The organism is Sphingomonas sp. 3P27F8 (assembly GCF_005502745.1).
In the GTDB taxonomy this organism is placed as follows: Bacteria; Pseudomonadota; Alphaproteobacteria; order Sphingomonadales; family Sphingomonadaceae; genus Sphingomonas.
Genome location: NZ_SCNL01000001.1, coordinates 98,010 through 110,995, shown reverse-complemented (window position 1 = coordinate 110,995; position 12,986 = coordinate 98,010). Strand labels below are relative to the sequence as shown.

General features: G+C 66.9%; 12 protein-coding genes. 5 read left to right on the top strand and 7 right to left on the bottom strand.

Translation table 11 applies throughout. From position 1 onward, the window contains the following. Nucleotides 1-21: 21 nt before the first annotated feature. The 5 genes from FFS35_RS20450 to FFS35_RS00520 all read left to right on the top strand — a co-directional run bounded on the left by FFS35_RS20450 (nt 22) and on the right by FFS35_RS00520 (nt 6,902). On the top strand, nt 22-153 hold the full coding sequence (locus FFS35_RS20450) for a hypothetical protein (RefSeq protein WP_283214496.1): 132 nt from the start codon (nt 22-24) through the stop codon (nt 151-153). Between the two features lie 353 nt (nt 154-506). Beyond that, nucleotides 507-1,106: an RNA polymerase sigma factor gene (locus FFS35_RS00535; RefSeq protein WP_249341365.1), complete on the top strand. Its 600-nt coding sequence runs from the start codon at nt 507-509 to the stop codon at nt 1,104-1,106. Then, nucleotides 1,106-2,113 carry a FecR domain-containing protein gene (locus tag FFS35_RS00530; RefSeq protein ID WP_137785163.1) on the top strand — a complete coding sequence of 336 codons (1,008 nt, stop codon included), beginning with the start codon at nt 1,106-1,108 and terminating at the stop codon, nt 2,111-2,113. Before FFS35_RS00535 ends, FFS35_RS00530 begins: the two co-directional genes overlap by 1 nt. Before the next feature lie 86 nt (nt 2,114-2,199). After that, complete coding sequence (locus tag FFS35_RS00525) at nt 2,200-4,785, top strand: TonB-dependent receptor (protein ID WP_249341364.1); 2,586 nt, start codon at nt 2,200-2,202, stop codon at nt 4,783-4,785. A gap of 20 nt (nt 4,786-4,805) precedes the next feature. Then, nucleotides 4,806-6,902 (top strand): Atxe2 family lasso peptide isopeptidase, encoded by a 2,097-nt coding sequence (locus FFS35_RS00520; protein WP_171007452.1) that lies wholly within the window; start codon nt 4,806-4,808, stop codon nt 6,900-6,902. Here FFS35_RS00520 and FFS35_RS00515 read toward each other — a convergent pair. From FFS35_RS00515 to FFS35_RS00485, 7 genes are all read right to left on the bottom strand, one after another. Then, the gene (locus tag FFS35_RS00515) at nt 6,899-8,644 is read right to left on the bottom strand and encodes an asparagine synthetase B family protein (RefSeq protein WP_137785161.1); all 1,746 of its coding nucleotides are present in this window, start codon (nt 8,642-8,644) and stop codon (nt 6,899-6,901) included. The genes FFS35_RS00520 and FFS35_RS00515 overlap by 4 nt on opposite strands. Then, on the bottom strand, nt 8,644-9,306 hold the full coding sequence (locus tag FFS35_RS00510) for a lasso peptide biosynthesis B2 protein (protein ID WP_171007451.1): 663 nt from the start codon (nt 9,304-9,306) through the stop codon (nt 8,644-8,646). Before FFS35_RS00510 ends, FFS35_RS00515 begins: the two co-directional genes overlap by 1 nt. 55 nt (nt 9,307-9,361) lie before the next feature. After that, a complete protein-coding gene (locus tag FFS35_RS00505; protein ID WP_137785159.1) occupies nt 9,362-9,481 on the bottom strand; it encodes a benenodin family lasso peptide in 120 nt (39 codons plus the stop codon). A gap of 121 nt (nt 9,482-9,602) precedes the next feature. Next, nucleotides 9,603-10,211 carry a GntR family transcriptional regulator gene (locus FFS35_RS00500; protein WP_137785158.1) on the bottom strand — a complete coding sequence of 203 codons (609 nt, stop codon included), beginning with the start codon at nt 10,209-10,211 and terminating at the stop codon, nt 9,603-9,605. Then, the gene (locus FFS35_RS00495; RefSeq protein WP_137785157.1) at nt 10,208-11,089 is read right to left on the bottom strand and encodes a phytanoyl-CoA dioxygenase family protein; all 882 of its coding nucleotides are present in this window, start codon (nt 11,087-11,089) and stop codon (nt 10,208-10,210) included. Before FFS35_RS00495 ends, FFS35_RS00500 begins: the two co-directional genes overlap by 4 nt. 16 nt (nt 11,090-11,105) lie before the next feature. Next, nucleotides 11,106-11,720 carry an acyl-homoserine-lactone synthase gene (locus tag FFS35_RS00490; RefSeq protein ID WP_137785156.1) on the bottom strand — a complete coding sequence of 205 codons (615 nt, stop codon included), beginning with the start codon at nt 11,718-11,720 and terminating at the stop codon, nt 11,106-11,108. 77 nt (nt 11,721-11,797) lie between these two features. Continuing rightward, nucleotides 11,798-12,550, bottom strand: a complete 753-nt coding sequence (locus FFS35_RS00485) for a LuxR family transcriptional regulator (RefSeq protein WP_171007450.1) — start codon at nt 12,548-12,550, stop codon at nt 11,798-11,800. Nucleotides 12,551-12,986: the final 436 nt, after the last annotated feature.

Sequence of the window (12,986 nt, the reverse complement as noted above, 5' to 3'; positions counted from 1 at the left end):
CGGTGGTCAGGAGGCCATGCGATGGCGCAGAAAGATCGATCGAGACTGGTGGCCATCGCGATGGCAGTCCTTCTGGCCATCGCGTTGATCGCGTTCGCCCTCTATGGCCTCGCGCGCCTCGTCGAGCGCATTCCCTGGAGCGGCCTTGGCTAGTCGCGACTAGATATGAACGCCGACGGCGGTTGTTCGAGGCGACCGGGCAGATACCCAGCCCACGCATGATGTTGGTATTGCTTCTGCGAATCAGCGCGTTAGTCTGACCACGCGCCGCGAGGGCGGCGCCGAGGCTTGAGAACCTCGCTTGGGAAAGTCTGACCCGCCATCGACGCGGCCGGGTGGCCGACGCGCATGTCCAAGCCGCTTGCGGCCAAAGGCGTCGGCGCATGTCTCAAGCATGTTCTCTACACCCGGCTTCCGCCGGCTCGCCTCGAACGACTGGGCGAGCCGGGCATGGGTGTTGGATTGAGAAGATTCCGTCGCGCGAACGACCAGAGCTGCATCATGGATTGCGGATCCCGATGCGACTGATTCCCGATGTCCTGAAATCGCTGGTCTCGCCAAGGCTGGTCGAAGGCGACCCATTGCCCCCCGACGACCGCGTGGTGGCTGGATCGGTGCTCGCCTTGAACGATCTCTACCAGACCCAGGCGCCGAAGCTGCTTCGCTACTTCGCGCGGCGAGCCGACCGTCAGGACGCGAACGACCTCATGCAGGAGAGCTTCGCCCGCTTCGTGGATGCAACGGCGGCCGCGGACCGCGTGATCGAACAGCCCGAAGCCTATCTCAACCGGATCGCGACGAACCTGCTTCGCGACCGCGCCAAGACGGCCCTGCAGCGCTCGCTCGCGCGGCATGTGCCCGCCGACGAGGAGTCGCTGGCCGGACCGGACATCGTCGCGGCACTCGAAGCTCGCGACCTGCTTAACCGGATCCAGAACGCCCTGATGCGGCTCGGCCCGAAGACCCGCGACATATTCCTGGCGCATCGTGTCGACGGCTTCAGCTATAGCGACATCGCCAAGCGCACGGGATTAAGCGTAAAAGGCGTCGAGTGGCACATGACAAAGGCGATAACCCATCTCGACCGCGTGCTGAGGTCCCGTTGATGTCCGAAGCCGGGAGAGAAGCCCGCACGGACGAGATCGTGCGCGCGGAGGCCATTGCCTGGCTGACGAGACTGCGCTCGCCGGACGGTGCGGAAGATCACGAAACCTTCCAGGACTGGTACGCCGCCGATCCTCGACATGCCGACATCTATGATGATGTTCTCGGCACCTGGGACAGCACGGCCTTGGCGGCCCGTACGCCGGCTGGCGAGATGCCGCGGCGGCTCGACTCAAAGCCAGATACCCGGCCGCGGTTCCGGATGGCGGTCGCCGCTGTTGCCGCCCTTGTCCTGGTGGTGCTTTCGGGCGTCGGCTTGCACCGGTTCGGCGCCTTTGGGCCAGGCCGGACGGACCCGGCCGAAGTCGCCAGCCGGACAGGCGAGATCCGCACCGTCACGCTGACCGACGGCACGCGCGTCACGCTCGACACGAACAGTGCCCTGGCAATCGCCTACACCGCCGGGGAACGCAGATTGACGCTCGAGCATGGGCGTGCCCGCTTCGATGTGGCGCATGATCCAGCGCGCCCGTTCGTCGTCACGGCCGGGGGCGGCATGATCATTGCGCATGGGACGATCTTCGACGTCGACCTGCAGCAACATCGCGTGACGGTGTCGCTGCTTCGAGGGTCGGTCGAAGTGAGAAACGAAGCGGCCGGTCAAGTCGGGACGGCAAGGACCGGACGGCTACTCAAGCCCGGCCAGCGGCTGGAACTGGAACAGCGCGCACCGACGGGTTCTCCGGTAGCGCTCCGCGCCAGCGAAACGCGATGGCCCTCCGGGATGTTGTCGTTCGAGGACGCGCCGCTGGCCGAGGTCGTGGCAGCCGCGAACCGCTATAATTCCGTGCAGATCATTCTTGCGGACCCAGGCGTCGGAGCCCTCCGGTTCACCGGCACTTTCGCCGCGAGGGATGCACAAGGTCTGACCCGGATGCTGTCCGCGACGTTCAATCTGGACCTGTCCCACGACGATCACGGCAACCTGATCCTTGCGCCGCGTCGATAGCCGAAAAAAATCCCAGGGTAGAACGCGCCTCAGTTGTCGAGGTCCCCAAGCGATGCCGCGTCGGTGTGTCGCAAGGGGAGTTCGTAATGGGGATATTGCGCTATGCGGTGATTGCCGCCTCGATGTCGACGAGCGTGGCAGCGGTCATTCTGGGAGCGGGGGCCGCCCAGGCCAGCGAAGTCGAACGGCACAGCTACCAACTTCCGTCGCAGCCGCTGGCAGCGTCGCTGCGCGCGGTCGCGATCGCCTCCGGCCGCAGCATCGTCGCCCCGGCGAACCTCGTGAAGGGCAAGCGCGCGCCGGCGCTCGATGGCGATTTCACGGTGGAGGATGCCGTCGCATTCCTGCTTTCCGGGTCTGGCCTGCAGCAGCGTGCCGTGGCCGATGGCCTGATCATCGAGCGGAATTCCTCGGTCGATCCCCAGGACGCGGCAGCCGTTTCCGATGGATCGGACATCGTCGTGACAGGAAGCCGCATCCGCGGCTCGTCGGTCGCCTCCCCGGTCATTCGGCTGAGCGCGGAGGATATCCGGGATTCGGGACAGGCCGGCCTGGGCGAAGTCGTGCGCCGGATTCCGCAGAGCTTCGGCGGAGGACAGAATCCGGGCCTCGGCATGAACGTGCCGACCGCCAGCGGAGTGGATGTTGGCGGCGGCTCGTCAGTCAATCTGCGCGGCCTCGGCAGCGACGCGACGCTTACCCTGCTCAACGGCCATCGACTGGCCTATACGGCGGTCAAGCAGAGCGTCGACGTGTCGGGCATCCCGGCGAGTGCCGTCGACCGCATCGAAATCGTGCCCGACGGCGCGTCGGCAATCTATGGCTCGGACGCGGTCGCCGGCGTCGCCAACATCATCCTGCGGCGCGATTATGACGGGCTGGAAACCAGCGCGCGCCTCGCGGCCACGACCGACGGCGGAGATTTTCAGCAGCAGTATGGCGCGGTCGCGGGCAGGACATGGTCGAGCGGCGGGCTGATCGCGGCGTATGAATATGGCAGCAACACCGCAATCCGGGCGAGCCAGCGCTCTTATGCCGCCAATCGCTCGCCGGGCCTCGACCTGTTCCCGGCGTTGCGCCACCACAGTGTCCTCGCGAGCGCGCACCAGGCGCTTGGCGGGGGCCTCTCCTTCGAGATCGACGGTCTCTACAATATTCGCTGGAGCGACCTCACCTTTCCGACAGTCGCGGGCGGCAATCTCGACGAAGGCAAGGCGACCTTCTCCTCGGTCGACAAGTCCTTTGGCATCGCCCCGTCACTAAAGCTTCAACTCCCCGGCAACTGGCGGATCGCGCTGACGGGCACCTACGGCAAGGAGCGGGTCGACTATCATCAGGTCGAATGCGCGTTCGCCGCATGCTCTGACTCCGGGAACAGTTTCTATCGCAATACCGCCAAGTCGATCGAGATCGACGGCGATGGCGACCTGTTCCGGCTTCCCGGCGGGATCGCGAAGCTCGCGCTGGGCGCGGGCTATCGCGACATCGGCTTCCGACGCTTTGTCGGCGCGGGCAGCGCGGTCAATACCGCGCACTCGCAGGCCAGTCATTTCGCATTCGGCGAACTCAACCTTCCCCTGATCGGCCCGGACCAGAACCTGCGCTTCGCCAACCGCATCGATCTCAGCGCGGCTGTCCGCTACGAGCGCTATCCGGGCATCGGCGAGGTCGCCACGCCCAAGCTGGGGCTTTCCTGGGCGCTGAGCCCGGACATCGCGATCAAGGGCAGCTGGGGCAAGTCCTTCCGGGCACCGACACTCTACCAGCAATATCAGCCGCGCGCCGTGTATCTGTTCCCGCCTGCGGCGCTGGGCGCGACCGGCGTGCCCGCGACCGCCGGCGCCATCCTGATCCTGGGCGGCAATCCCGATCTCAAGCCCGAACGCGCAACGACCTGGTCGGCGACCGTGGCGCTTCATCCCCGATCACTGGCCGGGGCAAGCCTTGAGATCAGCTATTTCAATGTCGCCTATCGGAACCGCATCGTCGCGCCGATCACGCTCACCCAGCAGGCGCTGAGCAATCCGATCTACCGGGACCAGATCATTCTCAACCCGAGCGCCAGCGCCCAGGCCGCGGCGATCGCGAGCGCGGGCACGTTCCTCAACATCACCGGCGTGCCTTATGATCCGGCCAATGTGATCGCGATCGTCGACGACGCCAACGTCAATGCCGGCCGCCAGACCGCGCGGGGCGTGGACGTCCTCGCCAGCTACACCGCGTCGATCGCAAACGGCCAGCAGCTCCGATTGTCGGCCGACATTGCCTATCTGACCAGCGACCAGCAGCTAAGCGCCGGCCAGCCCGTATCGCCGCTCGCCGGCGTGATCTTCAATCCGCCGCATTGGCGAGGCCAGGCGGGCATCGGCTGGACCGGCGGGCCGCTGACGCTGACGGCCAACGGAAACTATACGGGCGGCGTCAGCGATGTCCGCTCCAGCCCGGCGGTCCGGGTCGGCGCGATGACGACGGTCGACCTGACGGTGCGCTACCGAGTGGAAGCGGCGTCGTCCGCCCTGCGCGGCATCGAGGTGACGCTTTCGGTCCAGAATCTGTTCAACGCCAAGCCCGACCCGATCGCCACGTCGATCCCCTATGACACACCCTACGACTCCACCAACTATTCACCGGTCGGACGCCTGATCGCCTTCGGGCTGACCAAGAAATGGTGAGGCTATCCGGAGTGCGCACGATGTCCGCTTTCGCGATCCTGCTGGCGTTCCCGGCGGTCGCGCACGCGCGATGCGACGATATCATCCCGGCGCCGACGCCGGAAACGGGGGCGAAGCGCCCGATCACGGCGGTCGACCTGATCGGACTGCGCGATATCGGCGATCCGGATTCCGCATCCTATGCGGGTCCGAGCCCGTTCGCGGTCTCGCCCGACGGCAGCCGCGTGGCCTACATCATCAATCGCGCGGACCTTGCCACCAACGGCTATTGCCGAGCGCTGGTCGTGAACGAGCTCCGGGCGCCCGGGCCGCCGGCAGTGCTCGATCGTGGCGGCGAACTCATCAAGATCCTCGACGTCCAGCGCGGATTCTATCTACCGAGCGGGGCGACCCAGACGATCGTTCCCAAATGGTCGCCGGATGGACGAGCGCTCGCCTATCTGCGCCGGGACAATGGCGTGACCCAGGTATGGGTGGCCAATGCCGATGGCAGCGGCACGCGCGCTGTTTCCCGTTCAAGCATTGACGTTGATGTGCTCGCCTGGAGCCAGGACGGCGCGCGCCTGCTCTTCGCCAGCCGTCGGGACGGGGCCGCCGCGGACGCGGCGATCGACCGCGAAGGCGAGGCCGGATGGCTTTACGACAGGCGCGTTTCGCCGGAAATCTCGGCACGGCCGCTGACACCAGCGACCGACGAACTGGATGTCGTTGCAGTGGAGGTCCAGTCCGGACGGACCATGGCGGCCGATTCCGTCGATCGTGCCGCGCTTCGGGCGGCCGTCGCGCCCGATCTGCCCGCCGACCCCGTGGCGGTCGCGGCCGACGGTCGCAGGGCATGGGCCGAGCGCGCGGTTTCGTCGCCCTTGGCGCCCGCAAGACTGATGGCGTCCGGGCATAACGGCGAGACGATGCAGTGCCCCGCCGCCGCATGTGCCGGCGGCGCCCTCTCCATCTGGTGGGACGGCGATGCGGTGCTGTTCCTGCGGCGCGAGGGCTGGGACAAGGGTGACACCGCGCTCTACCGCTGGTCGGTCGACGCCCGGGCGCCCGTGACCGTGCTGCGGACCGACGACGTTCTTCACGGCTGCGTGAAGGCGACCACCGCGCTGGTCTGCACGCGGGAGAATAGCGTGACACCGCGCCGGGTGGTGACGATCGACGTGACGACCGGCGCGGTTCGCGAGATTTTCGACCCGAACCCCGAATTTGCGGGCATCCGGCTCGGGCAGGTCGTCCGGCTGCGATGGCGCAACGATCTCGGTCTCGAAGCGTGGGGCGACCTTGTCCTGCCGCCGGACTATCGTGCCGGCACGAAGCTGCCGATGGTCGTCGTCCAGTATCACAGCGACGGCTTTCTTCGCGGCGGGACCGGGGATGACTACCCGATCTACCTCCTGGCCGAGCGCGGGTTCGCCGTCCTCAGTACCGAGCGCCCGACCTTCTTCGCCGCAGCGTTTCCCAAATTGAAGACATGGTACGACATCAATGCCGCCAACCAGAAGAATTGGGGTGAGCGACGCAGCCTCCTGTCTTCTGTCCTGACCGGAGTCAGCCTCGCCGTCGATCGCGGCTTCGCCGATCCCGCGCGGGTCGGAATCACCGGCCTCAGCGACGGTGCGTCGACCGCGGCTTTCGCGCTGATCAATGCGCGCACCTTCGCCGCTGCCGCCATGAGCACCTGCTGCATGGAGCCCAACACGACCGCAACCTATGGCGGCATCGCCTGGGCCGACTGGCTGCGTGGCATGGGCTATCCGCCGGCAACCGCCAACAATCGCGCCTTCTGGCGCGAAACGTCGCTTGCCCAGAATGCCGCACGGATCGACACGCCGCTTCTTTTGCAGCTTGCGGACAATGAGTTTCGGCTTGCGCTCGAAGCGTTCAGCGCGCTGCGCGAGCAGCGCAAGCCGGTGGAAATGTACGTCTATCCCGACGAATATCATGTGAAATGGCAGCCTGTGCATCGCCGGGCCGTCTACGAGCGCAATCTCGACTGGTTCTCCTTCTGGTTGCAGCACGAGGAAGATTCCGACCCCGCCAAGGCCGCCCAATATGCCCGCTGGCGCGCGCTGCGGTCGCCTGCCCGGAGCACGCCGCAACCGCGCCCGACCCGCTAGCCCTGCGCGCTGGCCCAGGCCTCGGCGTCGACCAGTTCCATGATCCGCACGAAGCGAAGGTCACGGACGGGTCCGGCGATATCCAGCGCCCGTTCGACCGCGTTCACATCGAGGATTCCGAGCGCCGCGAGCCTTCCGCCGAGCAGCATGTCGCGGATGGCCGGGCGGTTCCGGTCGAAGATCGTCGCAACGAAACTGGTCGGCGTCCCCTTCGAGCGTCGATGGATGATCGCTTGTGGCAGGGCGGACTGGAACGCATGGCGCGCAGCGGCCCGGTCCTGGCCCGGCGCCAGCCACAGCCAGCTCGGTACGCGCAGGCATGCCTCGGCCACCGGCTGGGTGATCAGGGGTGAAATCGCCTGCGCCGGCGCCTGGGCGTTGATCGCCTCCGCGAGATTTTGGGCCGGTACGAGCAGCGCCGCGTGGCTCGCGCGGCCCGGCAGAATTCGTGGCGGCGGCAGGAACCAGGGGTGCGGAGCCCCTTCCGCGACGGCTGCCCTGGCTGCCCTGGTCAGGAAAGCCGTCCCCGCCGCCAGCCGCGGCGCCCACGATCGAAACCACGCACGGTAGGCGGCCTTGCGCGCGAGCGCGAGCATGCCCGTCTGGCCAAGGTCGCCGAGCGCCCGGGTCGCGGCCCAGAAGCGTCGATCGAAGCCACCCGCGATCAGGCAATCCGCAAGAATTGTGACCGTGCGCGAGGCGAAGAAGACATTGTCGCCGCCGCCGCCGTCGAGAATGGCCTGGGCGCCCTCCTCGTTGGCGACCTCCATCGCCATGCTGTCCTGCGCCTGGGTAAAGCAGCGATGGACGGGATAGGGCATGTGCGCGGCGCCGGATCGCCGCACGTCGATCCGCTCCAGTTCGAACCGCCGCGTCAGCCGCCTGGCACCGACGGAATCGGCGACCTGGCCGGCATAATGCTGCTCGTCGCTGGCGGGGTCGTCGCCGACAAGGTTGAGGCAGGCAAAGTCCGCACCGATACGGGCCAGGCTTGCCGCCACGATCGCAGAATCCAGGCCACCGGACAGCAGGAGCAGGCTACGGTCCTGGGAGGCGGCGCGCGCGCGGACCCCAAGGTGGACCGCGTTCCTGATTGCCCGCGCGGCTTCGTCGGAATCGTCGATCATCCGTTCGTCCGCGACGAATGCCCAGGGCGACCACAAGGTCTCGCAGCGCATGCCGGCCGCCGAGACGGTAAGCCGGTCTCCGCCGCGAAGCTCACCGACGCCATCGATGCAGGTTTCCCCCGACCGCCACTCCGGATAGGCGATATGGCGCGCCAGCGCCGGCATGCTGATGCGCCGCGCCCGACCGGACGCGGCGAGGAGCAATGCAAGATCGGATGCGACGATCAGCATGTCGCCGGACTGCGCATAATAGCATCCCACGTCGCCAAGCGGCGCGCGCAAGATGCTCACCTCGCCGTCGCCGACGATGAACGCGACATAGGCACCCCAATATCGTTCGACGAGGGCCAGCCCGCGCGACTGGCGGATGCCGGTCCATTCGGTTTCCGTGAGCGCATGCGCGGGTTGCGTGCTGCCGCGGCCGAAGAGTTCGCCGACGACCGCCTCTCCGGCTGTGTCGGGACCAGCCATTCCGAAGTTGCTCGAGACCGTGAGACGGTCGCCGCGGACCAGAACCGGAAGCGGCTCGGCGGTCGCTGCCGCACTGTCCGGCCGTTCGACCACCCCCGCGTCCGGCCCAGCGAGGCGAATGACGGCGAGGAAGCGCGCGTGCATCAGATCACGAGGATCGGCGTGAAGGTACGAACCATGTCGAAGCGGTCGTTGACCAGGCGGTTCTCGCACTGGACCCAGCAATGGGCATTGAACGGACCGAGCCGCACGCCCAGCACGACGTCCGGCCTGAGCCCGCGCGCCAGCATGTCGTGGGCAATCGCGATCGACTGGCCAAGGCAGTTGTCGAGGATCGTCGCGATCCCGGTTGCCCGACCGAAGCCGGCCATTGTCCGGCAGAGCAGCATGTCCTGGTTGCCCCTAACCGGCTCCAGGCGCGCCTTCATCACGCTGATCGCGAACAGGGTTCGCGCCAGCCCGGCGATCTTCAGGCGCAGTTGGACCGCCGTAAGACGACCCAGGGCTCCGACCGCTTGCCGCAAGCTTCCGCGCGGCAGCGGCTGGTCGAGCACGCTCTCCTCGGGAAGCGCTGGGAGCGTGCATGGCTTGAGCGGAACGGGCGCCTCGACGAGCATGCCGCGTGAGATGAGCGAATCGAGCGCATCCTCGCGGTCAGCGACCCTGCCGCCGGCCTCGACGAGCCCGAGAAAGCATTTCTCGGCGGGTTCCGACAGGCAGAAATAGCGATCGGCGATTACGTCCAGGAATAGCAGGCGCCCATCGACGCAGCAGAAGGAAATGCCGGTTCGCAGGGCGAGGTGCATGGCTGGATCTTGCTGATCGACGCGCGGCCCCGGACGGGACCGCGCGTCAACAGGGTCAGTCGTCAGCGATGCCGAACGGCTGCTGGCCGTTCTTGGCATCGATGACCAGGCCTGCGCCGCCCTTGGTCTCGACGCTCGCGGTGCCGAGTTCGATCACGTCGTCTTCGCGTTCCATGATGCACTCCTTCTGTCATGCTGCGAAATGCAGCCATGGCAGTCTATGGAGCGCGGTCGGCTATCCGAACTTTATACGGATTCTATATCGAGTTTGTTTGACGCACCGGGGCGGTCGTCCTTCAGTCGGCGCGGTACACGGCGCGCACGATATCGGCTGCGGCGCGGCGGCGGCGGCGGTGATAGGACGTGCTGAGGCGGCGGAGCGTGTCGCGCGCGCCCTCGGCTACTGCCGATGCCACTGCGGCGAGTTCCTCATCCACCTGGTCGAGTACGTGCGGTTCAACGGTCCGGATCGCGTGCAGGCGTGCGTTGAGACGATCAACAGCGCCTCGGTGCTCGCCATTTGGCGAACGCCGGACGATGGACAGAAATATCGCCGCGGTGCGATCGGCAATCGATCGATCGTCCTGACCGCCGGGCTCGGCGGTCGCGGTCTCTGGGCGCGGCCATCCACGGATGGCGAGCGCAAGCAGTTCCGCCGACCAGTCATAGAGGTCCTTCAGCGCCGGCTCGTCGAGCGCGGGAATGTGGAAGCCGCCGCTGGTGCGGGTCTCGACCAGTCCCTCTCCGGTCAGCAGGTGGAGCGCGTCACGTACCGGGGTCACGCTCGACGCCAATGGTGCCGCCAGCACCGCCGGGTCGAGCCGGTCGCCCGGCCGGAATTCCCGGCCCATGATGCGGCGCTTCAGTGCCTCATGGACGCGCTCGGCGGTTGCGCCCGAGTTCACGACACCGCTCGCCGTTCTTGTTCATAAGCCTCGACCATCGCCTGCTGATCCGGGCGGAGTGCGTCGATCGCGCCGAGCGGGCGGTCGGCTCCATCGCCGAGCAGCACCGACGGACACTGGCCTTCATAATTGCCGAGATTGGGACGATGCTGGCGATAGCCGACCAGCGCGGCCAGCTCCGGCGCAAAATGGCGCGCGACCTCGGGCGGATAGGCGAGCCATTGGTTCTCATAGGGCTTGAGCCAGCCGAGCGAATAACCGACAACCAGACCGCGCCGCACTGCGCCCGTCAGATTGGCGCCGGCACCATGCAGGGTCGAGCCGAGGAAAATGAGCGCCGCGCCCGGTGCCATCTCGGCCGCGAGCGGCGACTCGTCCGGCTCAGGCTTGAGCGCGCTGGAGCCGTGGCTCCGCGGCCACACGATTGTCGCGCCATTGTCGCACGTGAAGGGCGTCAGCGGCCACATCACGTTGACGAGATATTCTATCTCGCCGACCGGCCCGCGCCACATATCCTGGTCGCGGTGGGGAAGCTGCGCCGGGGCGCCGGGATGCACGGCGATCGCCTGGGTGGTGTTGAGCTGGATCCGGTCGCACCAGGGGGACAGCACCGCCTCGACGATACCGAGAATCAAACGATGTTGAACCAGCGCCGCCGCGCGGGGCGACCGGATGAGAAGGCGGCCGAACCGCTTCGTCGTCGTGCCGTAGAAGCCGCCCTGACCGAACGGCGTGCGGGCGAAACCGTCGGCGAGGTCGTCATCGAGCGCGCCGATCGTCGCCGGCGCCAGCGCGCCAGGGATAATGCAATAGCCATCGGCAAGGAGGTCGGCGGCGTGGCGCACGATCTCGTTCGAAAGGTCGAGGGTGTCGGTCATGCTCCGTCTCCGCTCGTCAGGCCGCAACGCGTCGGTCGACGCGCAGCGCGGCTGCCGTGGCACGTCCGGACTCAAGCAGGCTCGGCGTTTCCGGCGTGATCTCGATGCGGAGCGCCGCCAGCATCGTGCCGTCGATGACGCGCGGAAGCCCGAGCGGCATGCAGCGCCAGCCAAAGGCGAGGATCTGCTGGAACCAGCCCATCTCGGCGATCGCGCTATAGGCCGCGACGCCCGTCGCAAGCGCATGGTCGACGAGCGCGCTCACCAGCGTGTCGCGAACCTGGCGTCGCTCGTGCGCGCACAGCCGGCGATCGAGGCAGAAGCGGGTGATCTCGAAAATATCGGCGTCGCGGGGCGGAGCATCCTCGCACAGATCGGCATAGAAGCTGTCGAGGATGTGCGGCCGGGTCGTCGGCAGCAATCGGGCCGAACCGAGATGCGTGCCGTCCGGCTCGGCGAGGATCAGATAGGTGGCGTGGACGTCGTCGAACTGGTCGACCTCATAGGCGCCGTCGAGGACGGGAACGTCCCATTTGAGCAGGTCGACGAAGACCGACTTGCGAGCGGCGAACATCGCCCGGAGGACCGCGTCAGATGCCGGGCGCGCGGCGGATTGAAGGACATGCAGCATGGGTCTGGCTCCCTGACCGTTATCGGCCAAGGGTCAGCGAGAAGCCGGCTGCGCCGCTATACTGGAAAAGGGGTATATCAGCGGCGGAAGAGATCGGTGAAGGTCAGAGTTCCGTCGAACAGTGCCCGGATCACCAGCAATGTCCGCTTGTTCACTCCGTAGCGTTCGCAGGCGTCCCTGACATGGCGGGCGACCGTCTCCTCGCTGATGCCCAGGATGATGGCGATCTCCCAGTCGCCCTTTCCTCGGGCGACCCACAGCAGGCAGTCGCGCTGGCGGTCGGTCAGGACCCGCGGCTGCGGCACCGGCAGATGGCCGCGCTTGCTCCACAGGCGCCGGGCCGCCTCGAAGGCGAAGTTGCCGGCGAGCTGGGCGAGCGGCAGGTTCGTGTCGGGCATGGGCCGTCCCGCCTGGTTGGCGAACGAGCACGACCCGCGCGCCTCGCCCGGGACATTCGCGGGCACCGTGAAGCCGTCGCCGATTCCCTGGTCACGCCCAAGCGCCAGCATGCGCTGGTCGGCCGCCGTCAGCGGGATCATGAAGGGCATGCGCGACCAGCAAAATCCCGCGCTGGTCACATGGCTCGCGCGGTGCACCGGATCGCTGACGCCAAGTGCGTTGCCGTCATAATAGTCGGCCCATTGCGCGGGGTAATTGTGCAGCCGGATCGCGTTGCCGCTCGCCGCGACGATGTCGACATGGTGCGTCAGCGCGAAATATTGGAAGCCGATCTCGGCCGTTATCGCGGCCATCGCCAAGGCGAGATCATCGGCGCTTCCGACCGCTTCGACGACATGCATGAAATGCGTCGCCAGTGCGTGAAGGCGCATCGTCCAGCATTGCGACCGCGGGCGGCGTCTCAAGCCACCGGATACCCGACGGTCGCCCTTTCCCGTTCGTACAGGCCAAACGACGGGTTCTCAGGCCGTCGCGGGGCGACTCCAGTAATAAAAGCGCAATATCACAGAGACTTTGGACACAAAAGTGGCAGATTATCGGGATCAAGGTGCACACCGCGTAAAGCCTCAGGCGATACAACCATTTTGGTTGCTCTTTGTGGCGACAGATTACGGCCAGCCGGAGCCCGCCGGTGAGCGATTCCGCCGGGGAATACCCTTTGTCGGACTGGCGCAAGGCGACGGGCTATCTGCAATTGCGCGGAATCGACCGCGCGGGACTCATGTGGGAATGGCTGCGCCGTGATCCCGACTATATTGCCTGGCACGTGCGCGCGAGTACCGCCACGCGCGGGGTGGCCCAGGATCC